Raw genomic sequence first — 26,157 nt, forward strand, 5'->3', positions numbered from 1 at the left:
TCCGCAAAGGAGCGCCCCTTCGGGTTTTGGGCGGCACCCGTGAAAACCGCCTGGTACGGGCTACCTGATACGGGCCCCTAACGAACGGAGAAGACCGATGCGTCACAAGCTGGGCCAGCGTAAGCTGGGTCGTACGTCCTCGCACCGCCGCGCGCTGATGCGCAACATGGCGGCCGCGCTCATCAAGCACGAGCAGATCACCACCACGCTGCCCAAGGCCCGTGAACTGCGCCCCTATATCGAAAAGCTGATCACGCTGGGCAAGCACGGCGGCCTTTCCAATCGCCGCCTCGCGCATGCCCGCCTGCTTGACGACGCGCAGCTCGCCAAGCTCTTCACCACGCTCGCCGAACGCTATGCCGGCCGCGCTGGTGGCTACACCCGCATCATCAAGGCCGGCTACCGCGCCTCGGACGCTGCGCCGCTCGCGGTGATCGAACTGGTCGATCGCGACACCAGCGCCAAGGGCCAGGATTCGGGCCCTGTGCTGACCGCGGACGAAGACGAATACGAAGCGGCCTGAGGCTGCCGGATCCCGCAAGGGACGAACTGGGGCGGAGCCGCGAGGCTCCGCCCTTTTCATTTGGGCGCCATCCGCGTCCTGCGTCGGAAGCCATCCTGAGCTGCAACGCACAACGCGTGCCGGAACCTGCGAAAGGCCCCGAAACCCTGCCGATCCCTTACCCGCAGGCCCCGCACGATTTCGCTCTCGCCCACTGCCCCCTGATGGTGCTAAAGCCCTCTCATAAAGATGAAAATCGTGGGAAGGATCGGATGGGCGGTCCTGGCGGCGGCAGTCTTCCTGCCAGCGCCGGAGGCTATGGCCCGTGAGGAGGCCGAGGCGCTGACAGTGCCTGTTCGCGGCCCAACGTCCTATACCACTGCCGAAAACGTCCAGCCATCCGCGACAGAGCGCAAGGCCGATCGTCTGCCGAGCGTCTTCGGAATTACCGCGCTGTCGGCCCCGCGCTATCCGCCCACGCGACGCGATTCCCTGATCGAGCATCAGTTCGGCGAGGATCTCGCCGATCCTTACCGCTGGCTCGAGGCGGATGTGCGCTCCAGCCCCGAAGTCGCAACGTGGGTCCAGCAGCAGAATGCCGCCAGCTCGGCCTATCTGGCCGAGCTTCCCGGCCGCAATGCGCTGCGCGAGAAGATCCGCAGCCTGTTCGCTTATGAACGCTTCAGCCTGCCGCGCAAGGCGGGTGGCCGCTATTTCTACACACGCAACAGCGGCCTCCAGAATCAGGCCGTGCTGCAGGTGCGCGAAGGGCTGGGCGGCACAGGCCGCGTCCTTGTCGATCCGAACAACTGGAGCACCGAAACCGGCGAAGGCCTGCGCACGCTCGATGCCTGGGTGCCTTCGCCGGCAGGCCGCCTCGTCGCGTTGACCCAGCAGCGCGACGGCAGCGACTGGCGCACGATCCGCCTGGTCGATGTCAACACGGGCGCGATGCTGGCAGACCGGCTTGAATGGGCTAACGACACCGCGATCGGATGGGTTGGCGACGGCGGCTTCCTCTATGCCCGCTATCCGGCGCCGCCCGAGGGCGAGGCCTACCGCGCGCCGGTCTACGACAAGGCCATCTGGTACCACCGCGTCGGCACGCCGCAGAGCGCCGATGTCAAGGTCTTCGCCACCCCCGATCACCGCGATTGGAACCACCGCCTCGCTGTCTCCTCCGACGGGCGCTGGGCCGTCATCATTTCGTCGGCCAGCACGCTCCCGCGCCGCACCGTTCATGTCATCCCGCTGGTGCGCGGCAGGCTCGCGGCTGGGGCGCAGGACTGGCCCGCGCTGCCTATTGCGGCCGAAATGACCGACGACTGGAAGTTCATCGAAGGTATCGGTGACCAGCTGTGGTTCATTACCAATGCCGGCGCGCCGCACTACCGCCTCGTGCGCGTCAATCTCGATCGCCAGCAGCCTGGTCAGTTCAGCATCAACACGGTGATCGACGAGCGGCTCGATACGCTCGATGCCGGCCGCATTGTCGGCAGGCGGCTCATTCTGTCCTATCTCCAACAGGGGGCGAGTTACGCCGTCGTCACCGATCTGAACGGGCATCCCCAGCGTGCCATCACGGTGGACGCGATCGGTTCGGCAAGCGGGTTCGGGGGGCGACCCGGCGATCCGGAGACCTTCTACCAGTTCTCCAGTTTCAACCAGCCGCCGTCGATCTTCCGCCTCGATACGCGCACGGGCAAGGCCACGCCGTTTGCCGTCCCGCGCCTGTCGTTCAATCCGGACGACTATGTCGTCGAGCAGCGCACGTTCCCGTCGAAAGACGGCACCAAGGTGCCCATGTATGTCGTGCGCAAGCGCAGCCTTGCCAGTTCCGGTGCGGCCGCGCCGACGCTGCTCTATGGCTACGGCGGCTTCGATGTCGCGCTCACGCCGGGCTATTCGCCGGTTCGCATGGCCTGGCTCGAGGCAGGCGGCGTGTTCGCGCTCGCCAATATCCGCGGCGGGGGCGAATTCGGCCGCGCATGGTATGATGCGGGGCGCCTAGCCAACAAGCAGAACAGCTTCGACGATTTCATCGCTGCGGGCGAATATCTCATCAAGGAGGGGATCGCGGCCAAGGGTGGGCTTGCCATTCAGGGCGGCTCCAACGGCGGCATGCTGGTCGCCGCGGTGATCAACCAGCGCCCCGATCTCTTCGCCGCCGCCAATCCCGATGTCGGGGTGATGGATATGCTGCGATTCGACCGTTTCACCTCGGGCCGCTTCTGGGTCGATGACTACGGCAGCCCCGCGCGCGAGGCCGACTGGCGCGTGCTGCGCGCCTATTCGCCCTATCACAACATCCGCCCCCGCGCAGAGTACCCCGCGATTCTGGTCACGACCGCCGATACCGACGACCGCGTCGTCCCCGCGCACAGCTTCAAATATGTCGCCGCGCTGCAGGCCGCCGATCTCGGCGCGCGTCCGCATCTGCTGCGGGTTGAGGCACAGGCCGGCCACGGTCCCGGCAAGCCGGTCGACAAGGTGATCGCCAGCGGGGCCGACGTCCTTGCCTTTCTTGCAAAATGGACCGGGCTCCCGCTCGAATAGGGCGCTTGCAGCCGGACGCCGCGATCACTATCCCACACACCTGAAGCCGCCACGAGCGGGCGGCGCCACCGACAGGAAAGACCAGATATGACCTCGTTCCAGGACCGTGAACGCGCCGAGGAAGCCAAGTTTGCGCACGATGAAGATACCCTGTTTCGCATCCAGGCGCGCCGCAACAAGCTGCTCGGCCATTGGGCGGCGCAGCGCATGGGCCTCGATGCCGCAGAGACCGAGGCCTATGCCCGTGCCGTCGTGCAGGCCGAGTTCGAGGAAGCAGGTGACGAGGACGTCGTGCGCAAGCTGCTCGGCGATCTGACCATGGCCAAGGTCGAAGTGGACGAGGCCGAAATCCGCTCCGCGCTGGCAGAGCAGGCGATCGAAGCGCGCCGCCAGATCACGGGCGAAGCCTGATGCCGATGCCGGCGGCAGAGATTGAGGCGCTTATCCGCGCCGCAATCCCCGATGCGGAAGTCACGATCACCGATCTCGCCGGCGATGGCGATCACTATGCCGCCCATGTTGTCGCGCCTTCGTTTGCCGGCCTCAGCCGCGTTGCGCAGCACAAGGCGGTCTACGGCGCGCTGGGTGAGCGCGTGGGCGGGGTGCTCCACGCCTTGCAAGTGACCACTGCCGTCCCCACCTGATCTCCACGCAAAGCCACGAAAGCCCGGTAAAACCCCATGTCTACTAACGAGCGTATCGCAGAAATCGTCGGCAGCAACGACGTCGTCCTGTTCATGAAGGGAACGCCGCTGTTTCCGCAGTGTGGTTTCTCCAGCAAGGCCATCGCCATCCTCGATCACCTCGGCGTGGAATACGCCTCGGTCGATGTGCTCCAGGACATGGAGATCCGGCAGGGCATCAAAGCCTTCTCCGATTGGCCGACGATCCCGCAGCTCTACGTGAAGGGCGAATTTGTAGGCGGTTCAGACATCATGATGGAGATGTACCAGGCCGGCGAGCTGCAGCAGCTGATGGTCGACGCTGAGGTCACGCAGGCCTGAACCCTGCGCGGTGGCGAATACAGAAACGCGGCTCCGCCACAAGCGGGGCCGCGTTTCGCGTTTCGTGAAGCCGTGGAGGATGGGGAAGAGCCGTCCGGCCCCGCGCGCGGGTGGGGGGTGGATCCGCACGCGGGGCTTGTCAGGCGATGGGGCCTGGAGAGGCGGAACCGGGAGACCGGGGGGAACGGTTCCGCCTCTGGGAAGACACTCTCAGGACGACACAGTCTATGCAGGCACCATGCCAAACGCCAAATCCACCCAAAAAATCGATGCTTTTGCCACCGATGCCCCGCTCCCGCTTCGCAGCCTTGTAAAGTCTGCCGACAGGGCCCTGTCACTTTGGAGAAGAAGCCCGGCAAAGCGGTGCCGGACTGCTTGGCAAGCCCCTGCCGCTTGTAGCATGGTCCGCACATGGACGATCTCGATGACATGGGTGAACACGCGGATGCCGCCCCCGCCACTCCCGCCGCGACCCTTGTGGTCTTCCGCCACGATCCCGCCGGTGGCCCGGCGCATATCCTGATGGTCGAACGATCGGGCAGTCTCGCCTTCGCCGGTGGGGCAACCGTGTTCCCTGGTGGCAAGGTGGATCCCGCGGATACTGAGTTGGCGGGGGCCTTCTTGGCGCGCACCGGCCTTGAGCTCGATCCGGCGGACGCGGCTGGCCGCATCACCGCCGTGCGCGAGACGCTCGAGGAAACCGGCCTTGCGGTGGGGCTTGTCGGCGCCATTGATGCGGAACGCGCGGCGGCTGCCCGCCGCCTCCTGCTGGATACCGGGCGCCTTGCCGATGTGCTCGAAGCCTTTGATTGGGACCTCGATTTCGATGCGCTCGTGCCTTTTGCACGGTGGTGGCCACGGCATCGCAACATGCGGGTGTTCGATACCCGGTTCTACCTTGCCGATCTCGGCACCGGCGCGGTGGACGTCACGGCCGATACGACCGAGAATCGTCACCTGTTCTGGGCGAGCGCGGCCGAGGCGCTGCGCCTCGCCGACGAGAAGGCGATCAAGATCATCTTTCCCACCCGCCGGAATCTCGAACGTCTGGCGCAGTTTGACCATTTCGGTGCGGCGCGTGCCCATGCGCTTGCCACGCCTATCGTCACCGTCACCCCGCGGATCGAGCTGCGCGATGGGACGCGTTGGCTGATGATTCCCGCCGACGCGGGTTACCCGGTCGATGGCGAACCGCTCGATCAGGCAGACCGGGCATAGACTGCTCCGAGATGGAGGTGATTGTGCAGCGCAGCGGGTTTTTCGTTGCGCTGCATATACCTAAGTAAAAATACATAGATTCGCGCAAGCCTCGCTTCATGGCACCCCGCTAAATTTCTGAGCGGAGGTTCCCGATGCCCGCTGCCCAGCCACGCCCCGAAAGCGCCATTCCCGCTGCTTCGGAAGCGCCATTTTCCGGCGCACCGGATGCGCGCGGGGCTATGCCGGTTGCCGCAGCACCGGCGCGACTTGCCGACGAACTGGCGGTTCCGGCCCCTTCGCCTGTGCACCAGCTCCAGGCTGAACTGATCCAGCGCACCGCCCCGGACGAGACTGTCGCAGAGCCGCTCTATCCCGGCTGGCTGCGCGTTGCCTTCCCGGTAGGCAGCTCGCTCGTGCTGTGGGCGGCGATCGTGTGGGGTGTCAGTCGGCTCTGGTAATACCGTCCGCGTCAACCGTTACGTGGCGCCCAAATCAAACCGTCCCGGGGGCATCACCGCCTGACCGCTGCTGCATCGCACTCCATCATGACGTCACTGCCGCCCCTTCCGGCGTGCGGGCCTCGATGGAGACCTGAGCAGTGAACAGCCTTATGCCTGTCCAGGCCGAACCCTGGATTTCCGAACCTGCCACCATTTCCGAAATCCCCCTTGCCCTGCCGGGGCGCAGCAAGCTCGCCGCTGTGCCGCTTGCCGAACGCCCGTCCCTGCCGCCCCGCCAGCCGCTTGCTCCGCCGCGTCAGGCCTGGGCGCTGCGCGCGCTCGATCTTGTCGGGGCATGCGCGGCCCTCGTTTTGCTATCCCCGGTGCTGGTGGCCGTCGCGCTGGCGATCAAGGTCTTCGATCCCGGCCCGCTGCTCTTCGCCCACAGCCGCGTCGGGCAGGGCGGCCGCACGTTCCACTGCCTCAAGTTCCGTTCGATGACGGTCGATGCCGGCGAACGCCTCGCGCGTTTGCTGGAAACCGATCCCGCCGCGCGGGCGGAATGGGCCGAAACGCACAAGTTGCGGCTGGATCCGCGGATCACGCCTATCGGACGCTTTCTGCGCCGCAGCTGTCTTGATGAGCTGCCGCAACTGATCAACGTCCTGCGCGGGGAAATGAGCCTTGTTGGCCCGCGTCCGATCACGGCGGCAGAGGCCACGCGCTACGGTCGCCATTTCCCGGTCTATTGCAGCCTCAAGCCCGGGATCACCGGCCTGTGGCAGGTCAAGCGGCAGGATCGGACAAGCTACCGCCGCCGCGTTGCCTTCGATCTGGCTTATGCCCGCTCGCAGTCGGTGCCGCTCAATGTCGGGATCCTGTTGCTCACCGTGCCCTCGGTGCTGCGCGGGCAGGGAGCCTGCTGAGGCTCTCCGGCCAGCATCAAATCCATCCCTGGCGCCTCGCCCGCCGGAGCTTCAGCGCTCCGGCGGGCTTTTTGCTGCGCTTCCATCACCTCCGGTCCGAGCACGGCGTCCAGCACGCGCACGGCCTGATCCCGCCAGGTCCAGTGTGCGGCATGCAGCAGGCCCTTGGCGGCAAGCGGCGCGGGATCGGCCAGCACGCGCCTGACGGCGGCGACCATGTCATCGACATCGTGCGGATCGCAATAGACCGCCGCGGTTCCGCACCGTTCGGTCAGCGCCGGAATGGCGGAAACGACCACCGGGCAGCCGAAGTGCATCGCCTCGATCGGTGGCAGTGCGCTCGCTTCGTAGAACGAGGGGAACAGCACGCACCCGGCATTGCGATAGAGCTGCCCCAGCGCGTCGAGCCCGGTCACGGGCCCGGCAAATCGCACCAGGTGGGCGACGTCTGCCGGAACTTCGCCGGCAATCGGTGAAAGGATATCGCTTCCGCCACCCACGATCAGTGTGCGCAGCCCGTCCTCGCGGGCAAGGCGCACGGCCACGGCCAGCACGCCGTGGATATTCTTGCGCCGGGAAAGCGATCCCACGAACAGCATGTAGCCCGGCTCGGGTGCATCGCCGCCCGCAGTCACCGCCTCGGCCATCGGGGCCGCACGGCCCCAGCCACCGTTCTGCGCCACGCGGATGCGCCCGCGCGCTTCAGGGCGCAGCGCTGCCAGCATCGCCTTCTCCCGCTCCGAAACGGTGAGGATCGTCTGCGCCCGGCGCAGCAGCGAGGGCAACATGATGCGGTGGCCCAGCCGGTAATGCAGCCGGTAGGCGAGCGGAAACTGCCGGTACGACAGATCATGGATCATCACCGTCACCCCCTGCCGTGCGTGGAGCGAGGCAAACGGCGCGGTGTTGCCCAGGCAGAGCAGGTGCCCGCCGCGCACGTGCCCGGGCAGGACCAGCTGCTCCCAGGCATGGCCGCCCAGCTTGCGCCCCCAGCGGCTCGCCGCGCGCTCAACCTGCGTCACCCGCAGCCCCAGATCGTCCAGCTCCGCCTCGGGTTCGCAGACCAGCCGCAGCGCGACCGGCAGGCTTTCCTCGGCCACCAGCCGGTCGAGCGCGCAGGTCAGTTCGCGCGCTACCCGCTGCACGCCGGTCACCGGTTGCATCAGGAAACGGCCATTGATGACGATTTCGGCGGGGCTCGATGCGATCTGGTTCATGCGCGGAGGGGGCTTCCTGCTGTGGCTACGGTCTTTTCCTAACACTGGCCCGGCCCCAGGCGCGCCCGCTAACGGGTCGGGTTCGGAGACAACCTTCGTGGGCGCGCCCGCGCAAGGGGGCTAGACCGGGCTGGCCGCTCGGCTGGAGCGGCGCAGGTTCGGGGGCTCTTGCTTGATGCTGCGTATCCATATCGCTATCGCCACGGTCGGTCGGCCCGCGCTGCTGCGCGAAACGGTCGATCTCATCGCCCGGCAAACGCGGCGACCCGATGGCGTCCTGATCGTTGCTCCGTCGCAGGAGGATTTCGGCACGGCCGGCGAAAGCGCGGTCCGGCCAGACCTCGCCCTGTCCCCCAAAGGCTTGTGCCGGCAGCGCAACCGCGCGCTCGATCTGCTGGAGGGCCGGGCCGACATCGTCCTGTTCCTCGACGATGATTTCGTGATGGCGCCGGGTTATCTCGCCGCGGTGGAGGATCTGTTTGCCTCCGATCCGGGGATAGCCGGGATTACCGGCAATCTCGTGGCAGACGGGGTGCGTCACGGCGGTTTCACGATCCAGCAGGCGCTCGCGCGGATCGAGCAGTATGCCGCCGGGCTCGATCACGCGATCACGCCGCGCACCGCACTCTATGGTTGCAACATGGCGCTGCGCATGGCCCAGATGCGGGGTCTTCGCTTTGACGAGGCGCTGCCGCTCTATGGCTGGCAGGAGGATATCGATCTCACCATGCGCCTTGCCCGGCGCGGTTCGCTTGTGTCCAGCGGCCGTGTCACCGGCGTCCATCTTGGCGTGCGCGGCGGGCGCACCTCAGGGCTGCGGCTCGGCTATTCGCAAGTCGCCAATATCGTCTATCTGCTGCACAAGGGCACGATCCCGATGTGGCTCGCGCAGCGCCTGTTCTGGCAGAACCTTGCCGCCAATCTGCTGCGTGCTCCGTTTCCCGAGCCGCATATCGACCGCGCGGGCCGCCTTGCCGGCAACATGCGCGCGCTGCTTGATCTTGTGCTCGGGCGCATCGATCCGCGCAAGATCGAGCGGATGTGAGCGCCGCCCCGATGCGCCGCGTCGTCTTCAATGGAAAGTTTCGCGCCGGGGGCCTCAACGGAGTCCACCGCGTCGCCGCGCGGCTCATCACCGAAGTGGATGAACTCCTTGCGGCAGCGCCATCGCCGGATGATCCGCCCTGCGCGCTGATCGTGCCCCGGGGCTGTGCCGATGGCCTGCCGCTCAGGGCCATCCAGCTGATCGAGGATGATCGCCCTGCCAGCCAGGGGTGGGAGCAGTTCCGGCTGCCCCGGCTGGCGGCCGGGGGGCTGCTGGTCAACCTCGCCAATCTCGCGCCGCTCGCGCACCGGCCGAAAGTCACCATGCTGCACGATGCGCAGTTCCTGCGTGCCGATAGTTCCTACCCGTGGCGGCAGCGCCTCGGCTACCGCCTGCTCACCCCGCTCATGGCCCGGTCGAGCGCGCAGGTCCTGACCGTCTCGGCCTTCTCGGCGGGCGAACTGGCCCGGGGCGGCGTCACCGGCAGCAATGTCGCGGCCGTGCTCCACAACGGCGCCGACCATATCCTCGAAACGGAGCCCGATCCGGAAGCGTTGGCCCGGCTCGGTCTTGCCCAGCGCGGCTATGCGCTGATGTTCGGCAGCCCCAAGGCCTACAAGAACAACGCCGTCGTCTTTGCCGCTTTCTCCGGCGGCGCGCTTGCGCCCTTGCGGCTTGTCGTCGTCGGGCCGTCGCGCGCCGCGCTCGAAGCGGCCGGTCTCGCGCCGCCGGCCGATGCTGTGTTCGCCGGCCCGTGCAATGATGCGGCCCTGCGCGCGCTCTACGAAGGGGCCGAGGCACTGCTGTTTCCCTCGCGGACGGAAGGCTTCGGCCTGCCTCCGGTCGAGGCGATGCTTTGTGGCTGCCCGGTCATTGCGGCACCCTGCGGCGCGGTGCCCGAAGTCTGCGGCGATGCTGCGCGCTATGCCGATCCCGACGATCCCGCCGCCTGGCGGGCGGCCCTTGCCGGCTTGCCGCGTGCCGATCTGGTCACCGCAGGCCGCGCGCAGGCCGGGCGCTATACCTGGGCCCGCGCCGGACAGCGCCTGTTGGCCGGCTTGCGCGATCTGGCGCGCCGGGCATGAAGGCGCGGCTCTTGCGTTTCGCGCGCGCCGGAGGCGGCACCGCGCTCATCGCCATGGCCGCGCGGGTCAGCGGCCAGTTCGCCATGGTCGCCGTCACGCTGGTGGCCACACGTCATCTGGCCCCGGCCGATTTCGGCGTGTTCGCCATCGCCGGCGCGCTCGTCATGCTCGCCCGCACGATGCTCTACACCGGCCCGTTCGAGTATCTGCTCAAGCTCGCCCATGATGCGCCCCAGGCGCAAGGGGCCGGCGCCTGCCTCGCCGCGACGGTCGTTGTCGCGGCCGGCTGGATCGGGCTGCTCGTCGCGCTCGGGCTGGCAGCGCCGTACCTCTTCCGCGGCGGCGGTGTGGCGCCGGTCATCCTGGCGCTGGCGCCTTCGGTGCTGCTCGGCGCGCTCGCCGCCTTCGCCGAATCCGTCATGCTGCGCAGCGGTGCCGTGCGCCGCTACTATGCGGTCACCGTGCTGGCCGAAGTCGGGGCAGGGCTTGCCGCCATCGCCTTGCTGGCCGCCGGCTGGGGCCTCTGGGCGCTCGTCCTCCAGATCTACGCGCGCACCCTGCTCATGGCGCTGGCGCTTGGTGCGCTAGGTCCGCCGCTGGCGCTCGCCGCTCCGCCGCGCGCGCTGGTCGCCGAAGTGCTGCGCTGGTCAGCCAGCCGCTTCGGGTCCGTGCTGGTCAGCTTTCTCGCCAACTACAGCGGCGATCTCGTGCTGGGCATGGCGTTCTCTCCCGCGGCCTCCGGGCTCTACCGGGCGGCGAACCGCATGGTCACCGCGCTGGCCGACATGTTCGTCCAGCCCGCCGGCATGCTCGCGCTCACCACGCTCGCGGCGGGGCGTGCGCACGGCGAGGCAGCGGGCAAGCCGGGGTCCTGGCCGCGCCTTGCCGCGCTCTTCGCCGTGCTGGGCTGGCCAGCGCTCGCGCTCCTCGCCCTGTTTGCGCACCGCGTGGTCCCGCTTGCGCTGGGGCCGGCCTGGGCGGGAGCAGCTCCGGTCGTCGCGGTGTTCTGCCTCGCCCGCATGGCAGCTCTCGTGACGGCCGTCGCCACGGCTGAGCTGATCGTTGCGGACCGGCAGGGCAGGGTGCTTGCCGTTCAGACCGTCGCCGCGATCACCACCGCCGGCCTCACCGTCCTCGCGGCGCCCTGGGGCGCATTCGGCGCGGCGCTTGCTGCCACGCTCGTTGCCATTCTCGCCGCCGCTGCGCTCGGCTTCACCGCGCTCCATCGCCGCGACCGCCCTGCGCTGGCCGAGGCGGTACGTCTCGTGATCTTCCCGCTCGGCGGAGCGTTCGGCGCGGCGTTCGCGGCTGATCGCCTGCTCGGCAGCGCCGCGCCGTTGACGGCGCTTGCTGTCCCGCTCGCGTGCGCCGCGGCCGGCTGGCTCCTTGCCGCCTGGCCCGTCATCCCCGCACTGCGCCGCGCTGCCGCCCTGCTGGCCGAGGCGCCGCGACCTGCCTGACCCCAAATGCCGCTTGCCGCCAGCGCGCGCTCGTGGAACGTTCGCCGCCGCATCAAAGGGGCTCTGATCGATGAAGCGCATCTCCCTCGCCGCCGCCATCCTGCTTGCCGCTGCCGCGCCTGCCGCTGCCCGGGCTGCCGATCAGCAGGCCCCTTCCTCCGCCGCCCCTTCCTCCGCCGCGCCTGCCTTCATCGCGCCCGCCTTTGCCGTCCCCACCGGTGCGGAAGGTCCCGGCTTCCACCTCCGGCCGCTCGGCCCCGATCTCGTGAAGATCGATTTCGATGCCTACATGTCGTCGGTCGAGCATCTCCAGCAGACCTTCACGCGCAGTACGGACTGGCCGGATGCCGGCATCAGCGATGCCGATGCCATGCTCGACATGCAGACGGAGGCCGGACGCTTCGCCCGCCGCGAGAGCTTCGCCTACTCGGTCCTCACGCCGGACGGCAAGCGCGAGCGCGGCTGCATCTATGTCGCGCCGAGCCCGGTGCCCGGTTACGATGCCGTGGTGCGGATCTGGGTGACCAAGGCCGAATACGATGGCGGCTTCGACAAGGCGCTCGAGGCATGGGCGCACCAGTGGATCGCCGCCAGATGGCCGTTCCGCAAGGTTGCCTGGCCCGGCCGCGATATCCCCTGGGCCACGTGGGACGCGCTGACCGGGCCGAAGTGAACTAAAGCCCCAGCCGCGCGGCGGCTTCCCGCGTCTGGGCTTCGCGCTGCGCCGCGAACGCCTCCATCCGTGCGCGGTAGGCGGCGAGGATTTCCGCCGGCGCGGTCTCTGGCCGGCCGGCATCGAACGGCGGGGCAGGGGCATATTCGAGGCCCAGTTGCAGCGAGTGCGCCAGCGCCTCGCCGCCGATCTCGGCCAGCACGGTCAGCGCGAAATCGATCCCTGCGGTCACCCCGCCGCCGGTGATCACGTTGCCATCCCGCACCACCCGGCCTTCATCGGGCACCGCGCCGTAGAGCGGCAGCAAGTGCCGCCATGCCCAGTGGCACGCCGCGCGCTTACCCACCAGGAGCCCGGCCGCCCCCAGAATCAGCGAGCCGGTGCAAACCGAGGTCACATAGCGCGCGCCCAGCGCCAGCCGCCGCACTTCGCCCACGAAGGCGGCATCGAGCGCCACTTCGGTCGCATTCAGGCCGCCCGGCACGCAGACAAGGTCGCAGCGGTCGATCTCGGCCAGCACCCGCGTTCCTGCAAAGACCAGCCCCTCCGAGGGCACCTCTCCGCCATCGCGGCTGGCCACGATCGTCTCGCTCCCGGGGACGCGTGACAGGAACTGCTGCGGCCCGGTGAAATCGAGCTGGGTCATCCCGGGATAGATCGCAAACACGATGCGCAGCGGCGTTTCATTCATGACCGGTTCCCTCGCATTTCGTCCTGTCCTTGCGCGCAAGGCGGACGGGGTCTGCGCGTTGTCCGCTGCGCCGGCGGCGGGGTCAAGCCCGCCCCACCTGTCCCGAAACGGGAGCAGGTTGACACGGTTGACACAGTCCTGGGGAATAATTGTATTCGATCAGTAGGGGGCTTTTGATCGGCTGGCTCGATTAATCGGGCTGGGCGACCCGACTCGGTACAGGGCTGAAAGATAGGGCGGCGCATCGCCTGATTGTTGACCGGCACCCGCCCTGTAGGACAGGAAAAACCGTGCCCGCATCGCGCTGCCCCGGGCGTGCACGACCAGCTGCGGGAAAGCCGGAACATGGTGCGAGGAACTTCCTCCGTTGCGCGCGCGGGGCCCATGGCGGGTGCCGCGAGGGCGGCGGCCGGCCCCGTTCAGGCGATTTCCAGTTCGGCACCCAGCACAAAGGGCTCCTGCAGCATGAAGCCGCGCGTGGGGGGCGGGCTGCCCAGCATGAACGGCGTCGGGGCAGGGCTCAGCGCGATCGACGGGGCTGTCAGCGGGCTGGAAAGCGGGGCTGGCGCGGCCATGGTCACAGCGGCCTGCTGCTGCTGCCGCCGCCGCAGGGCGAGGGCTGCGCCGCCGAGGATCGCGATGTCTGTCCCCGGATCGCAGGTGGGCGAGGAAATCGAAGTCATCGCGATCCCCATCAGCATGGCCCAGGCACAGGCCGCGCCGGTCGAGAGGGCCGGATCGGGGACAGGTGCCCAGGTTGATTGACGGAGCGGGCCGAACGCGGTGAGGAAGTGCAGGCTGAGCGTGAGCGCGCCGATCACTCCGGTGCAGCCGAGCACCGCCGTCGCGAGGCTGGAGGAGCGGAAGCTGCCCGGTCCGATCCCGATCCCGCTGCTGGCGAGGAAGGCCTCGATCCCCTGCCAGGCCCAGAAGCGCCGCTGCACGGCCGAGAGCGTCTCCCCCTTCTCCACGGTCATGTGGCGGATCATGTCGGAGAAGGCATCGGCAAGGCTGGGGTGCCAGATCATCACCGTGCAGCCAGCCACGACCATCGCGAGGCCGGCCGCGCCGATCCACACGGCGCGATCGGTGGGCAGTGCACCGGGGAACAGCAGGGCCCGCACGCCGACCAGCGCGGCATAGACAGGCAGGCCGGCATAGGCCGTGCTCGATGTGCTGAGCACCAGCGCGGCCGCGAGCAGGGCTGCGGCGGGCCCCGTCCAGCGCGGATCGATCCGGCGCAGCCAGCACTCGAACGCAAAGACGAACAGCAGCATGCCGTAGTTTGCGTAAGTCGATGCCTCCGGAAACAGCCCGGTCATCCGCACGAAACCGAGGTAGGACTGATCGAGCTGCGCGTAGGACCCGTTACGGAAGACAAGGAGGACGGCCTCCGCCGGGGTGCCCTTGAGCAGGACCGAGGCGAAGCCGGTGAGGGCATGGGCCATGCCGACCACCGCCAACGTGCGCACGAGCACCGCGCGGCCCCGCGCGCGCCCGGAGGCGACGAAGCTGGCGAGGCCGGCCACGAGCGTGCCTAGCAGGTAGACCGCGGTTGTCAGGTTCTGCGGGGTGAACACCAGCGGGCGCACGGCATAGATATAGGCAAGGGTGGAGACATAGCGGGCCTCCACCTTGCCGCGCAGCGGCGTCACCTCGATCTGGCCGGCGAACAGGCGCGGTGCGATGAAGGCGAGGGCCACGCCATAGACCACGAAGCACACCAGCCAGCCATTGGCCCGGAGCGCGCGGCCGACCCCTTCCATCTGCCCGGCACCGGGCACCAGCAGGCGCATGGCCACGAAAAGCAGCGCGAACTGCACCGGCGGGATCGAGGAATTGCCGAGCAGCGGCAGCAGGATCGCGGCGGATCCGCCGAACATCGCGGACACGAGCACGAAGGCGAACATCGCCTCGACCGATCCCGCGACGAACAGCGCGAGGCCGATGAGGACCTGAATGGCACCGATGAATGTCAGTTCCATGGTGGCGTCAATCCTGTGGCGGGCATGGGGGGCTTCATGGCCGGACGTATCCTTCCCCGGCGCGTACCGGCTTCACGAAGGCCGCGGGATTGCCGCGCCAAACCTCGCGCGGTGGGATATCGCCGAACACGACCGAGCCGGCGGCAATCACCGCATGATCGCCGATCGTTACCCCGGGCAGCACGATGACACCGCGCCCCAGCCAGACATTGCGGCCCAGCTTCACCGGGGCGACGCGCACGCCCTGCCCCTCGTGTACGGGATGGTGGTTGGTATCGGCCAGGACGCAGCGCGGTCCGATGCGGCAATGTTCGCCGATGCGGACCCAGTGGTGACACACGATCTCGACCCCGGCGTTGAGAAAGGCGCGCGCGCCGATCTCCAGCAGGGCGCCCGGCCCGACTTCGACCGCCACCGGCGCGCCGTGGCAGCTCCAGTTGACGCGCTCGGCGATGCTGATGCGGCCGCGCCCCTCGATGCGGGGGAGGCCGCTGTGGACGAAGAAGCGGGATCCCGGCCGGTCGCCCCGCAGCCGCAGCCGCAGGATGGTGAGCCAGGTGCGCAGGCGGTTGAGCGGCTGGAGCCTCACACCAGTGCCTCCAGCACCCCGGCATCGAAGCGGTCGGGCGCGAAATCGCGCGCGCGCGCGGTCGCCGCCGCCGGATCGAAGTGGGGCAGCCAGCTTTCCAGCCGCTCGATCGCCGCGATCAGCGCTTCGGGCGTCTGTTCGCCGAAGAACAGGCCGGTGCGCCCCTCCACCACGCTGTCAAGCGCGCCGCCGCGGCCATAGGCGATGACCGGACGGCCCGAGGCCATGACTTCGACGGGGACGATGCCGAAATCCTCCTCGGCGGTGAAGACCAGCGCCCGGCACCGGGCATAGGCGCGGCGCAGCGCCGCGAAATCGAGCCGGGGGATCATCCGGATCGTCGGCCCGGCGCGCTTCTTCAGCATGGCCGCCTGCGGCCCGTCGCCCACCACCGTCAGCGGCAGGCCGAGCGCATTGAAGGCATCGATGGCAAGATCGGCGCGCTTGTAGGGGACAAGCTGGCCGACCCAGAGGTAGCCGGGCTCGATCTCGTCCGAGGGGGTGAACAGCGCGGGATCGACCGGCGGATGGACCACCGTCGCCTCACGCCGCCAGGCCTTGGCCACCCGTTCGCGGATGAAGCTGGAATTGGCGAGCACGCGGTCCACGCGCGCCGCGGAATTCGTGTCCCACTGGCGCAGGCCGTGGCACAGCAGCGGCATGACCGCGCGCTTGAGCCAGCCCGCTTCGGCGCGGTAATCGTGGTAGTGATCCCACAAGTACCGCATCGGCGAGTGGACATAGCACAGGTGCAGCGCATCGGGCGCGGGGATCACGCCTTTGGCCGGCCCGCTCTCGCTGCTGATGACAAGGTCGTAGCCGCGCAGATCGAGCTGTTCGAGCGCCATGGGCATCAGCGGGAGATAGGCCTGGTAGTGCCGCCGCGCGCCGGGCAGCTTCTGGATGAAGCTGGTGTGCACCGTGCGCGCCCGGATCGCGGCCGACATCGCCGCCGGATCATAGACGTGGGTGAAGATATCCGCCTCGGGAAACAGCTCGAGCAGCCGCTCCAGCACGCGCTCTCCGCCGCGCATCGTCACCAGCCAGTAGTGGATGATGGCGACCCGGCGGAAGCGGCGGCGCGGATCGAGCGGCTGGACGGCGCCGGGCAGGATCGGCGCGGGGCGGTGGGGCGCCTCGCCGACGATGGTCGCAAGGGGGGCGTATGCGGCAAGATCGGCCGGGAGCGCGAGGGGCAGCGCGTCCGGTATGGGCGAAGGGCTAGAGAGGCCCTCGGGGTTGCCGGGCGTTTCGGACCGGGCGAGCGCTGCTGCGGCTACATCGATGGCGGCTGCCGCAATGTGCACGGTGCCGGCCGCCGCTTCGACAGCCGCCGCTGCGCGCACCACCGCCGCTGCGGCCGCTTCGACCGATCGCGCGGCGGCAACTTCGCCGCGGGGAAGCAGCGGCCGCGCCTCTTCCCCGGGGACTGGCGGACCCGCCAGCCCGAGGCTGGAAAGGTCCAGTCCGGCAAGGCGTCCGGCATAGGTGCCGGCGGCGAGCGTGGCTGCGTCGGTGCCCGTTCCTGTGGTGCCCGTCCCGGTGATGGACGTCCCGGTGGTGGACGTCCCATTGGGGGCAGAGCTGCCTGCTGCGGCGGCATGGGGCTCTTCCGCGCTGCCCTGGAGCAGGAAGGGGATCACCTCCGGGCCGGTGCTGCCTGAAGCGGGGCCGGGGCGCCGGGGCGTGGGCCCGGGGGTTGGTGCGGCCGCCTCAGGCATAGTAGCGCTTGTAGGAATGGTAGAAGGCATCGTCGCCATAGCCGAAGCGGGCCTGCTTGCGCATGTCGACGCGGGTGAGCGCGACACCGGCGAGCTGGACCCGGTCGTCGGGCAGCAGCCGCAGGGCAGAGCGCAGCGCGGCTTCGGGCGTCTTGCGCCAGCGCACCACGAAGACCGAGGCATCGGCCTTGCGCAGCATGAGCCGCGCATCGGCGATGGGCAGCACCGGCGCGGTATCGATGATGATCGCATCGAACATCTCGCGCGCCTGCGCCAACATGCGGTCCATCTCGTCGCCGGTCAGCAGTTCGGGCGCCTTGTTGCTGCTTTCCGCCAGCGGCAGGATGTTGAGGCCGGTGGCGGGATCGACCACCAGCGCTGCCTCAAACGAGGCGGTGCCGGACAAGACATCCATCAGCCCCGGCCGCTCCGCATCGCCCCGCAGGAACCGGCTGACGCCCTGGCGGCGCAAGTCCCCGTCGATCAGCAGCACCTTGTCACCCGAGAGCGCCATCGACCGCGCGAGACAGATCGAGGTCGTGGTCTTGCCCTCGTCGGGCAGCGCCGAGGTGAGCGCGATGATGCGGGCCTGCGTGGTGTTCATCGCGATCGAGGCACGCAGCGAGCGGAAACTTTCGGCAAAGGCCGAGCGCGGATCCTCCAGCAGCGCCGTCATCGGCACCTTTTCGCCCCCGCGCGAGACCGAGCCCAGCGTCGGGATCGAGCCGAGGTAGCGGACGCCGAGGCGCTGCTCGATGTCATCGCCCGTGGTCAGCCCGCTGAAGGTCATTTCCGCCGCGAAGGCCGCCGCCACGCCGAGCCCGAGCCCGAGCGCGACCGACAGCACGAGGTTGAGCATGACATTGGGGCTGGTTGGCTTCAGCGGGGCAGCGGCCGGGTGAAGCAGGTCCGCGTCGGCCTGTTCGGTGCCTTCGCGCGCGGTCAGTTCCTTGAAGCGGTTGAGGTAGCTTTCATAGAGCGCGTTCGATGTCTCGGCGCGCTTCTCGAGGTCCTGCAGGCCCACCATCGCGGCGTTGTTCTGCGCCAGCGTGCCGCGCGATTGCTGCAGCGATCCGGTGAGCGAGGCCAGCCGCTGCTGCGAGACCCGGGCGCGCGCTTCCAGGCTCGAGATCACCCGCTGCGTCTCGTCGGCAATCCGCGCATCGATCGCGCCGAGCGCGGCCTTGGCGCGCAGCACATCGGGATGGCGCGGGCCATAGCGCGCGGTGAGCGAGGCCAGTTCGGTCGCTGCCGCAGCCTGCTGCGCCCGCAGCGAGCCCACCGCCGCCGAGCTGGCCACTTCGCCGACCCCGCCCGCGCTGACGCCCAGCGCCAGCTGGCGCCGCGCCGCATCCAGCCGGGCGCCATCCTCGCTGGCTTCCGCCCGCGCGGTGGTCACTGCCTGATTGTAGCTCGAGATTTCCTGTTCGGTGAGCGAGCCCATCGTGGTCGAAAGCAGATTGTTGCCGATGCGGTAGCGCTGCACCGCTGCCGTATCGGCCAGGGCCTGCTGGCGCAGCTGCTCAAGCCGCTCGGCAATGGTCGTGGTCGTGCGCCGCGCGGCTAGCCGCTTCGCCTCCAGCGCGCCAGCGGTGTATTGCTGGGCGAACGTGTTGGCGACGCGCGCGGCCCGCGCCGGATCGCTGTCTTCGAACGTGATCGCGATGCCGTAGGTCGTGCCGATGCGCGTTGCCACCACGCCCTTGCGCAGCCACGCCAGCGCCGCCGCCTGCGCGCCCGCCGGGCTCTTCGCGAAGCGTTCCTCCCGGGCCAGACCAAGGCTTTCCGCCACCGCGGCGAGGTTGGCTTCCGAGGTCACCACCGCGACCTGCGTGTCGACATAGCCCTCGCTGGGGATCGCCGCCTGCTGCGGCCCGTCGCTCGTGCTCGTGGGGGCGACCGACTGCGGGCGGCTGTTGAGCGTGACTTCGGCGCGGGCGGTATAGGTGCGCGGCTGGAGCGCCGTGACCACAAAACCCGCCGCGAGCACGGCCAGCAGCACGGCAAGGAACACGCCGAGCCGGCGGCGGAACACCGCCAGCAGCAGGCGCAGGTCCACCCGGTCCGTGGCCGGGGGCGGGACCCTTGGCTCGAAAGCGAGGGCGGGGGCCATTCCGGGCACCCCGCCAGCATTGCGATAGAGACCGACTGCCGTGTTCACCCCTGTTCTCCTCGATCGACGGATCCGGCGCGGGCGAACAGACCGGCGAGGAACCGTATTGGTACAATTTCGCCAATCAGGAAGAGCATCTCCCTTCACGGCATGTCTCAAGACTAGGCAAGGGGCCGCGACGGGGAAGGCGAAGCGTATCCGCTGCGGAGGCAAACCGGCGGCAGCAAGAGGGCCGGCAGACATCGCAGGATCGCTGCGCGACTTCACAGGCGCAGTCCCAGGCTTCGTTGAGTCCTGCATCCCGCATCGTCCGACCTGGGGCAAATCCGGGTGAATGCTTAAGGATTTGTGCACTATTTCCGCCTGCCCGGGACTGCGCCGATAGTGCGCCGGGCCGACCGGCGGGCTGGCGCCGGCATCCCGGATCAATGCGCCCCGGAACTCCTCCAAGTCGGAGGATTCGCCAGAGGGCCAGGTGATTGCGCTTTGGCGCGCGCGGCATAGACTTGGCGGCATCGATGCGATGTTCGCAAAAGCACTGGAGATTTCGGATGAATTGCAAGCACGATGGCCCTCGGGGCAAGCGGCGGCACCTCGCGCTCGCGGTGGCCGGTGCCGCTGCGCTGATGCTCGGCGGATGCGCCGCCGCGGGGGCTCCGCCGATCTCGACCGCGGATGTCGCGGCAGGGCTGGAAACCTACCGGCTGGGCGCGGGAGACAAGGTGCGCGTCACCGTGTTCAACGAGCCTTCGCTGACCGGTGAATACAATATCACGCCCGCCGGCTCGCTGGCGTTCCCGCTGATCGGCGTGGTTGCTGCCGGGGGCCGCACGATCGAGGCGGTGCAGCAGGAACTGACCGCAAAGCTCGCCGAAGGCTATGTCAACGACCCGCGCGTGAGCATCGAGGTGCTCAATTACCGGCCGTTCTACATTCTGGGCGAAGTTAACCGTCCCGGTGAATATTCCTATGCTTCCGGGATGACGGTGGAACAGGCCATCGCCCGCGCCGGCGGCTTCACCTACCGCGCCAACGAGAAAACCGTGTTCCTGCGCCGGCAGACCGGGCAGGGCGAAAGCGCCGTGCCGCTGCGCAGCGCGCAGGTCGCCGTCCTGCCGGGTGACACGATCCGCGTGGGTGAGCGCTACTTCTAGGCGCTGGCCGCCCTGTCGGCGCGGTCGAACGCGAGGGCGGCGAGCAGCAGCAGCGCCGCCCCCAGCGCCACCGCGCCGGCATAAACGGGCATGCTGGCTGCCGTGAACAGCGGGATCGCCGCATTGGCCGCAGCCGGCGGGTGGTAGCAACCAAGCGCCCACATCAGCGCGGCGCTCACCGCCACGGCGGGCGCGGCGAGCCACAGCGCCCATGGATGCGCGGCGGGGCCCGCCACCAAGACCGCGGCAACGCCGACCGCGCCGCAGATCACATGGCCAAGGGCCGCGGCGCGCGGGCGCGCGGCGGGCACATCGCGGCAGCCCACGATCAGCGCTGTGCTTGATGCCCACGATGGCAGCATGAGCGCAAGGCCGACGATCCACGAGGCGAGGACGAGGCCCTGCAGGATCAGCAGCGTAAGGACAAAGACGCCGATGGCGCGGCTCCATGCGCCGCTGCTCCCGCCGCGCTCTGCCGCTCCGCGCCCGCCCAACCTGCCTGCCCCTTCGACCATGCCCGGCCCTTTCCCTCTGAAAGCCCCGGCTACCGCGCTCTGCGCCATCTGCCCAGCCGCCATGTGCAGGATCGGCCGGCAGACGGCCGGGAAGCGCCGGCCCGGAGCAGTTCGGATGGGCTCGGCATCCCCTGCGGCCGGGGCGAGAGGGCCGTGAAGCAGCCGATGCACGGCGAAAGCACGCGAGCCTGTCCTGCCTGTCCCAAACCCGGCCCTTCCGCCGCCGGTTGTGAAACGCGGCGCGCTCGGGCACTCTCTCCCTGCGCCGAGGAACCGCCCGGCGGGGAGAGCGAGAGCATATGGACCGTTTCCAGATCGGCACCGTCACCGTCCACCGCATCGAGGAATGGCAGGGCACCTTCGCGCCGCCGTCCTATCTGTTTCAGGGCTACACGCCCGAAGGCTGGGACCCGCATGCCGAGGAATTCGCGCCCGAATACTTCGATCCCGCCACGGGGCACCTCTACGCCTTCCTGCAGAGCTGGGTGCTCGATACCGGCAAGCAGCGGATCCTGTTCGATACCGGCGCGGGGAACGACAAGGACCGCCCGAACATTCCCGTGTTCAGCAACCTGCAGACCGATTTTCTCGGCAATCTTGCCCGCGCGGGGTTTCAGCCGGAGGATATCGACGTCGTCGTCTGCTCGCACATCCACATCGATCACGTCGGCTGGAACACGCGGCTGGTCGAGGGCCGCTGGGAGCCGACCTTCCGCAACGCCCGCTATGTCCTCCCGCTTGCCGACCGGGCCTATTGGGACCCGGATGATGCCGCCGCCGGGCCGGATGGCGTGGGCGCGGCCGTCAACGCCGGGATGTATGAGGACAGCGTGGCGCCCATCGTGGCGGCCGGTCGCGCCGAATGGGCGGAGGAAGGTTTTGCCGTGGCGGAGGGCATCACGCTGCTCTCCTGCCCGGGCCACACCCCCGGCAGCATGATGCTCGAAGTGGCGGGCAAGGACGACAACGCGCTGTTCGTCGGCGACGTCGTCCACCATCCGGCGCAGATCTACCGGCCCGAATGGAACAGCGTGTTCTGCGAGGCGCCGGATCAGGCGCGCGAAACCCGGCGCCGCGTGCTCGATCTTGCCGCAGACCGCAAGGCGCTGCTGGTGCCGGCGCATTTCGGCGGGAGCCACATGGCCCGCGTCCTGCGTGAGGGGACCGGCTTTCGCCCGGTGCTGGGCGCGCTCGGGCTTTCCTGATCCGGCCCCTGCCGGCACCCGATGCGGGCCTGCCCAAGGGCGATATCGCTGCTGCGCTGGGCCGGGGGCACCATGTTCAGGTGATCCAGGACTGGATCTCCACCGAACGCCATGTGCCATCAGGGTTCTGGACGAACAGCGTCGTGCCACCCGTCCAGCCGAACGACCACACCGCGAAACCGCGCGTGCCGGTGCGGTTCATGATCATCGGCGGCATTTCCAGAAGGCGGAAATCGGGGCTCTTGCGCTGCAGGGCCTCCTCGCCCGCGGCGCTGTAGACCAGAGCGGGGAAGGGCAGGCGCAGGCAGGCAAAGGCCGCCGCATCGCCCTTGATGAACAGCGGCCCGTTCTGCGCGTCAGGCGATTGGGCCCAGCCGAAGCCCATGGCGCCGGGGGGACGGTTGATCGGCTCCAGCACGGCCCGGTCCTGCCGCCCACCGAACAGCCGCCCGAGCAGCAGCGCGCGCAATTCCTGCAGGGGCGACCCCTTGGCGGGGCAGGTTGCAAGATCGCTCCCCACCACGAACGGAGCGAGCGGGGCCGGAGAATCGAGCAGGAGGTGATGCGCGGCGATGTCGGTCAGCCCGTCGCCGTTGCTGTCTGCTTGCAGGGCGGCCAGCGGCAGCTCCAGATAGAGATCGCGCGCGGTGCGCCGGGTGTGCAGGCCGACCGGCGGATAGGTTATGCTGCGCGTATCCAGAAGATCTACCCTGACTTCGAGCCGGATCGTCTCGCCATCCAGCAGCCGCAGTTTCGACGCATCGGCCGCGACATAGGGGAAGAAGGCGGCAAGGCCGGTGGGGAGCGGGGCCTGCCAGGTCTTCCCGCCATCGCGGCTGACATGGACCCAGTAGGCGCCGCGGCCGACCTCGCCGGAAGGGTCGTAGCGCGAGGAGACGCTGACGGCGACGGCGAACGTGCCCGACCGATCGGTGCGCAGCGGCGCGAAGCCCTGCGGCAGCGGTGCCCAGCCGCGCGGCCAGGGGGCGTCCTTCGCCTCGGCATCGGCGGGCGAGCGCAACTCCGGCGGGAGCGGCTTTTCGGCGAAAGGCGATGGCTCGGGCTCGACCGCCGGCCGTTCGGCCCAGCGGATGAAGCGCGGTTCGTCATCCGGGCCCTGGAATGCGGCAAGCGTGGCCGCGCGCAGGGCTTCATAACGCGCGGTGAGGGCATCCCATCCGGGCAGGCCGGCCCCGGCCAGCGCGGCGCGGATCGGCTCGGCCCTTTTCCGGTCATAGGCGTCGCGGTCCGCCATGGCCCGCAGCGAACGGGCGACTTCGCCGCGCCCCTTGCGGCACAAGCCGACATATTGCGGCTCGGCCAGCAGGCGGCAGCGCAGCGCGACCATCACGCCGCCGCGCTCCCCGCTCCGGCTCGACCCCTCGGCAATCTCGACAAGGGGGTAGAGATCGGCACCGGTCCGGTCGATGGCCTCGCGCAAATAGGCATGGTCGAGAGCATCGCTGAGCAGGCGGTCGCCGGACGCGGCCCTCATCCCGCACGGATCGTCGTTCCGGCCCCCTTTCCGCGGCGGCTGCGCCTGCCAGGTGGCCACGCAGGCGAGCAGCTTTTCGCCGGTGGCGAGCGCCGGATCTTCCGCGAGCATGGCCTGCGCATCGCGGGCGCGCGCACCGAGCACCATGGCGGCGGCAAGCGGCAGGCGCGGTGAGGGCCGGGTGTCATCGAACGCGAGCTGCGCGCCGTCGACTGTGGCGGTGAAGCTCGCCATGGCGTTCCGAAGTACGGCGGCGCGCAGGTCAGTGCTGAGCGCGTCAAACCGGGCCAGCGCTGCGTCCGCCATGCCCGCTTCGAGCAGCGTGCCGATCAGCAGGCGCGTGAGCCAGAGGCGCACATGCGGCGCATCGGCGGGATCGATCCTGGCGAGCCGGCCATCCTGCAGCAGCCAGTCCGCCATCGGCAGCGCATCGATCCCCGTGGCTTCGCCCGTGATCAGCAGTTGCAGCAGGACCGTGGTGCGGTGGTCCGGGCTGGCCAGCGCGGCAAAGCCGGGCGCGGGGCACAACGTGCCGCGCGCCAGGGCCCAGCCCGCCACGGTCCGGTCGGGCGCGGCCGAGAGGAGGCTGGCAAGGCCCGGCTCGTCGCAATCGCCGCCCATGTAGAACGCCCGTCCAGCTATCTCGATCGCGATGGGCGCATGGCCCGCTGCGGCAAGATCGCGCTGGAGCTGCGCGAGGAAGGCGGGGCGGACGGCGGCCAGCGCGCCATCCTTGCCAAGATCGTAGCCGCCGATCCGGGCGATCAGCCAATCGCGGGCCAGCGCCTGCATCGCCGCGCTGCCAAGGCCCAGCCCGGGTGCCAGCCGGGCGCTCACGGCGGCGAGCGGGGCGCTGCGCAGGCCGCTGATCAGCGCGTCGTTCCAGGCCGCGAGCCGGGGCTGCGGCTGTTGCCACGATCCCAGCGGTTCCAGCTTCACCGCTGCCGCGGCAAGCTGGCGATCCGACAGTGTCATGGGGTTCTTCACGCGTGCATCGAGCCGGCTTGTCGCCGTCGCGAGGGTTTCCGCCTCGGCGGCGGCGGTCACCGCTTCGGCTGCTGCCCCTGCAGCATCGGCTTGCGCCGCGTCACCCTGCGCCCGGGCCGGGGCGCAGACCACGAACGCGGCGAGCAGAGCAAGGGACAGCGTGCGCATGAAAGCCATTCTCCCGGCCTGCGCCGCCGGTGCAGCCGCAGGCAAGGCGGAGCATGCCACGGCCCCGCGCGACCGCAACCGCAATTGCCACCGATCTGCGCAGCACCTTTGCGGCGCCCCCCCCTCAGCGCCGGTTCCGCGCGCGCCTCAGCCCCAGTCCGCGAGCAGGCGGGCGAGCGCGCTGCCCTTGGGCAGGCAGCGGGCCGGATTGGCGCGGGGGAGGGCGGCGCAATCCCACCATGCCCCTTCCGCGCCGGTGCGCCGATCCCGCAGATAGACGAAGCCGGGCCCTTCGCCGGGCGCGGCACCGAGCAACTCGCCCACCACCGCGCAGCGCGGCCGCTCGGCACAGGCTGCCAGCGCGCGCATGGCATAGGTGCCGGGGAACGCCGCCGGATCGAGCATCAGCACGATGCGGCTGCTGCCACCTTGTCTTGCACCATCCTGCCCGCCCTGTGCCGCCGTGTCGAAAGGGCCGCCGCCGCGCGCGCCGGAGCTGGCGGCGGCGTCGGTCTCGTCAAGCGGGAGGTAGGACAGCGGCTGGACCGTGCCTGCGCTGCCCGGCGCGAGGCCGGCGGCGGCACCCGCGAGGGCCCCCTCATCGCCGGCATGTGCAGGCGAGAGCGCAGCCATCGCGGCAATCCGGGGCTCGGTTCCTCCGCCGCTGCCGCGCAGCACGGCGGGCGAACCCCATTCGCCCGGCCAGCGGTAGAACAAGTGCAGGCCCACTTGCGCGAGTTTGACCAGACCGCTGCGCCAGACCGGCACGACATAATCGGCATGATAATGCGTCGCCAGGCCCACACGCGGATCGACTGCACCGCCGAGCGCGGCCCCCGCCACCGCGCGCGCGCGGGCCCACGCGGCGGGCCCGGGATGGCGGGCCTGCATCGATCCGTCGCAAGTGAAGCTGAACTGGCAGCCCGTCGTGCGCTCCGATCCCTGAAACACCACCGCGCAGACGCTGGACGGGAACGCCGGATGCCGCGCGCGGTTGAGCACGACTTGCGCGACCGCGCGCATGCCTGAGGGATCATCGCCCGCTTCATACCATTCGGCCGCCGCCAGGCAGTCCAGCGCGCGGGCCGCCGCGCTCGCATCGGCGCTGCCGAGGCGAAACGGCGGTGCGGGCGCGTGCGGAGGCTCGATCGGGATGGCGGCATTGGCGATCCGTGCGGTTTCCGGCTGATAGGGCAGGAGCGCGGCGGGATCGGGCAAGGGCGGCGGCAGCACGAGGCGGACGACCGGCCCGGCGGGCGGCGGTGCCAGCAGGACAAGGCCCGCGCCGAGCGCCGCGAGAAACAGCGCGGCCATGACCAGTCGCAGGGCGAACTGGCGGGGCCGCGCGGCCCATTCCGGCAGGGGCGGCGGCAGGCCGGGATCGGCCGCAAACGTATCGGGCAGGGTTTCGGGCAGGGTTGCCATG

Annotated in this window: 23 protein-coding genes; 14 read left to right on the top strand and 9 right to left on the bottom strand. The window is 69.5% G+C overall.

The window, feature by feature from the left end; translation table 11 throughout:
- The first annotated feature begins 97 nt into the window (after positions 1-97).
- The 8 genes from rplQ (at position 98) to AQZ52_RS16230 (ending at position 6,628) form a co-directional block, all read left to right on the top strand.
- Entirely contained in the window at positions 98-523 is a 426-nt protein-coding gene (rplQ, locus tag AQZ52_RS16195; protein WP_067913355.1) for a 50S ribosomal protein L17, read from the top strand.
- A gap of 297 nt (positions 524-820) precedes the next feature.
- Entirely contained in the window at positions 821-3,058 is a 2,238-nt protein-coding gene (locus tag AQZ52_RS16200; protein WP_082698172.1) for a prolyl oligopeptidase family serine peptidase, read from the top strand.
- 87 nt (positions 3,059-3,145) lie between these two features.
- Positions 3,146-3,469: a DUF1476 domain-containing protein gene (locus AQZ52_RS16205; protein WP_067913357.1), complete on the top strand. Its 324-nt coding sequence runs from the start codon at positions 3,146-3,148 to the stop codon at positions 3,467-3,469.
- A complete protein-coding gene (locus tag AQZ52_RS16210) occupies positions 3,469-3,702 on the top strand; it encodes a BolA/IbaG family iron-sulfur metabolism protein (RefSeq protein WP_067913359.1) in 234 nt (77 codons plus the stop codon). Before AQZ52_RS16205 ends, AQZ52_RS16210 begins: the two co-directional genes overlap by 1 nt.
- A 36-nt stretch (positions 3,703-3,738) precedes the next feature.
- The gene (gene grxD, locus AQZ52_RS16215) at positions 3,739-4,062 is read left to right on the top strand and encodes a Grx4 family monothiol glutaredoxin (RefSeq protein ID WP_067913361.1); all 324 of its coding nucleotides are present in this window, start codon (positions 3,739-3,741) and stop codon (positions 4,060-4,062) included.
- 411 nt (positions 4,063-4,473) lie between these two features.
- Positions 4,474-5,280 carry an NUDIX hydrolase gene (locus AQZ52_RS16220; protein ID WP_240481715.1) on the top strand — a complete coding sequence of 269 codons (807 nt, stop codon included), beginning with the start codon at positions 4,474-4,476 and terminating at the stop codon, positions 5,278-5,280.
- Between the two features lie 134 nt (positions 5,281-5,414).
- A complete protein-coding gene (locus AQZ52_RS16225; RefSeq protein ID WP_067913363.1) occupies positions 5,415-5,720 on the top strand; it encodes a hypothetical protein in 306 nt (101 codons plus the stop codon).
- Positions 5,721-5,860: 140 nt separating this feature from the next.
- On the top strand, positions 5,861-6,628 hold the full coding sequence (locus tag AQZ52_RS16230) for a sugar transferase (protein WP_338045536.1): 768 nt from the start codon (positions 5,861-5,863) through the stop codon (positions 6,626-6,628).
- Here the strand turns inward: AQZ52_RS16230 and AQZ52_RS16235 are convergent.
- Complete coding sequence (locus AQZ52_RS16235; protein WP_067913366.1) at positions 6,541-7,845, bottom strand: glycosyltransferase family 4 protein; 1,305 nt, start codon at positions 7,843-7,845, stop codon at positions 6,541-6,543. The genes AQZ52_RS16230 and AQZ52_RS16235 overlap by 88 nt on opposite strands.
- Before the next feature lie 175 nt (positions 7,846-8,020).
- Here AQZ52_RS16235 and AQZ52_RS16240 point away from each other — a divergent pair, with 175 nt between their 5' ends.
- The 4 genes from AQZ52_RS16240 to AQZ52_RS16255 all read left to right on the top strand — a co-directional run bounded on the left by AQZ52_RS16240 (position 8,021) and on the right by AQZ52_RS16255 (position 12,108).
- Positions 8,021-8,890 (top strand): glycosyltransferase family 2 protein, encoded by an 870-nt coding sequence (locus tag AQZ52_RS16240; protein WP_082698176.1) that lies wholly within the window; start codon positions 8,021-8,023, stop codon positions 8,888-8,890.
- Positions 8,887-9,975: a glycosyltransferase family 4 protein gene (locus AQZ52_RS16245; RefSeq protein ID WP_205626502.1), complete on the top strand. Its 1,089-nt coding sequence runs from the start codon at positions 8,887-8,889 to the stop codon at positions 9,973-9,975. Before AQZ52_RS16240 ends, AQZ52_RS16245 begins: the two co-directional genes overlap by 4 nt.
- Positions 9,972-11,435 carry an oligosaccharide flippase family protein gene (locus AQZ52_RS16250; protein WP_067913373.1) on the top strand — a complete coding sequence of 488 codons (1,464 nt, stop codon included), beginning with the start codon at positions 9,972-9,974 and terminating at the stop codon, positions 11,433-11,435. The genes AQZ52_RS16245 and AQZ52_RS16250 overlap by 4 nt, the downstream gene beginning before the upstream one ends.
- A 70-nt stretch (positions 11,436-11,505) precedes the next feature.
- Entirely contained in the window at positions 11,506-12,108 is a 603-nt protein-coding gene (locus tag AQZ52_RS16255) for a twin-arginine translocation pathway signal protein (RefSeq protein ID WP_067913375.1), read from the top strand.
- A gap of 1 nt (position 12,109) precedes the next feature.
- On the opposite strand, the gene AQZ52_RS16260 is transcribed toward AQZ52_RS16255, so the two are convergent.
- The 5 genes from AQZ52_RS16260 to AQZ52_RS16280 all read right to left on the bottom strand — a co-directional run bounded on the left by AQZ52_RS16260 (position 12,110) and on the right by AQZ52_RS16280 (position 19,255).
- Positions 12,110-12,799: a DJ-1/PfpI family protein gene (locus AQZ52_RS16260; RefSeq protein ID WP_067913378.1), complete on the bottom strand. Its 690-nt coding sequence runs from the start codon at positions 12,797-12,799 to the stop codon at positions 12,110-12,112.
- Between the two features lie 419 nt (positions 12,800-13,218).
- Entirely contained in the window at positions 13,219-14,784 is a 1,566-nt protein-coding gene (locus tag AQZ52_RS16265) for a hypothetical protein (RefSeq protein ID WP_067913381.1), read from the bottom strand.
- A gap of 34 nt (positions 14,785-14,818) precedes the next feature.
- Positions 14,819-15,373 (bottom strand): acyltransferase, encoded by a 555-nt coding sequence (locus tag AQZ52_RS19230; protein WP_067913384.1) that lies wholly within the window; start codon positions 15,371-15,373, stop codon positions 14,819-14,821.
- A complete protein-coding gene (locus AQZ52_RS16275; RefSeq protein WP_082698242.1) occupies positions 15,370-16,407 on the bottom strand; it encodes a glycosyltransferase in 1,038 nt (345 codons plus the stop codon). The genes AQZ52_RS19230 and AQZ52_RS16275 overlap by 4 nt, the downstream gene beginning before the upstream one ends.
- Before the next feature lie 679 nt (positions 16,408-17,086).
- Entirely contained in the window at positions 17,087-19,255 is a 2,169-nt protein-coding gene (locus AQZ52_RS16280; protein WP_240481717.1) for a GumC family protein, read from the bottom strand.
- A gap of 503 nt (positions 19,256-19,758) precedes the next feature.
- Between AQZ52_RS16280 and AQZ52_RS16285 the strand changes: the two genes are divergently transcribed.
- Positions 19,759-20,361 (top strand): polysaccharide biosynthesis/export family protein, encoded by a 603-nt coding sequence (locus AQZ52_RS16285; RefSeq protein WP_067913387.1) that lies wholly within the window; start codon positions 19,759-19,761, stop codon positions 20,359-20,361.
- On the opposite strand, the gene AQZ52_RS16290 is transcribed toward AQZ52_RS16285, so the two are convergent.
- Positions 20,358-20,876, bottom strand: coding sequence for an HPP family protein (locus AQZ52_RS16290; RefSeq protein ID WP_067913390.1), 519 nt, complete (start codon positions 20,874-20,876; stop codon positions 20,358-20,360). The two genes, AQZ52_RS16285 and AQZ52_RS16290, sit on opposite strands and share 4 nt — an antisense overlap.
- Positions 20,877-21,175: 299 nt before the next feature.
- Between AQZ52_RS16290 and AQZ52_RS16295 the strand changes: the two genes are divergently transcribed.
- On the top strand, positions 21,176-22,081 hold the full coding sequence (locus AQZ52_RS16295; protein WP_067913393.1) for an MBL fold metallo-hydrolase: 906 nt from the start codon (positions 21,176-21,178) through the stop codon (positions 22,079-22,081).
- Between the two features lie 76 nt (positions 22,082-22,157).
- Here AQZ52_RS16295 and AQZ52_RS16300 read toward each other — a convergent pair whose 3' ends face one another.
- The gene (locus tag AQZ52_RS16300; RefSeq protein WP_067913396.1) at positions 22,158-24,731 is read right to left on the bottom strand and encodes a hypothetical protein; all 2,574 of its coding nucleotides are present in this window, start codon (positions 24,729-24,731) and stop codon (positions 22,158-22,160) included.
- Between the two features lie 147 nt (positions 24,732-24,878).
- The gene (locus tag AQZ52_RS16305) at positions 24,879-26,156 is read right to left on the bottom strand and encodes a cell wall hydrolase (protein WP_067913399.1); all 1,278 of its coding nucleotides are present in this window, start codon (positions 26,154-26,156) and stop codon (positions 24,879-24,881) included.
- Position 26,157 lies beyond the last annotated feature (1 nt).

Source organism: Novosphingobium fuchskuhlense, assembly GCF_001519075.1.
Taxonomy (GTDB): Bacteria; Pseudomonadota; Alphaproteobacteria; order Sphingomonadales; family Sphingomonadaceae; genus Novosphingobium; species Novosphingobium fuchskuhlense.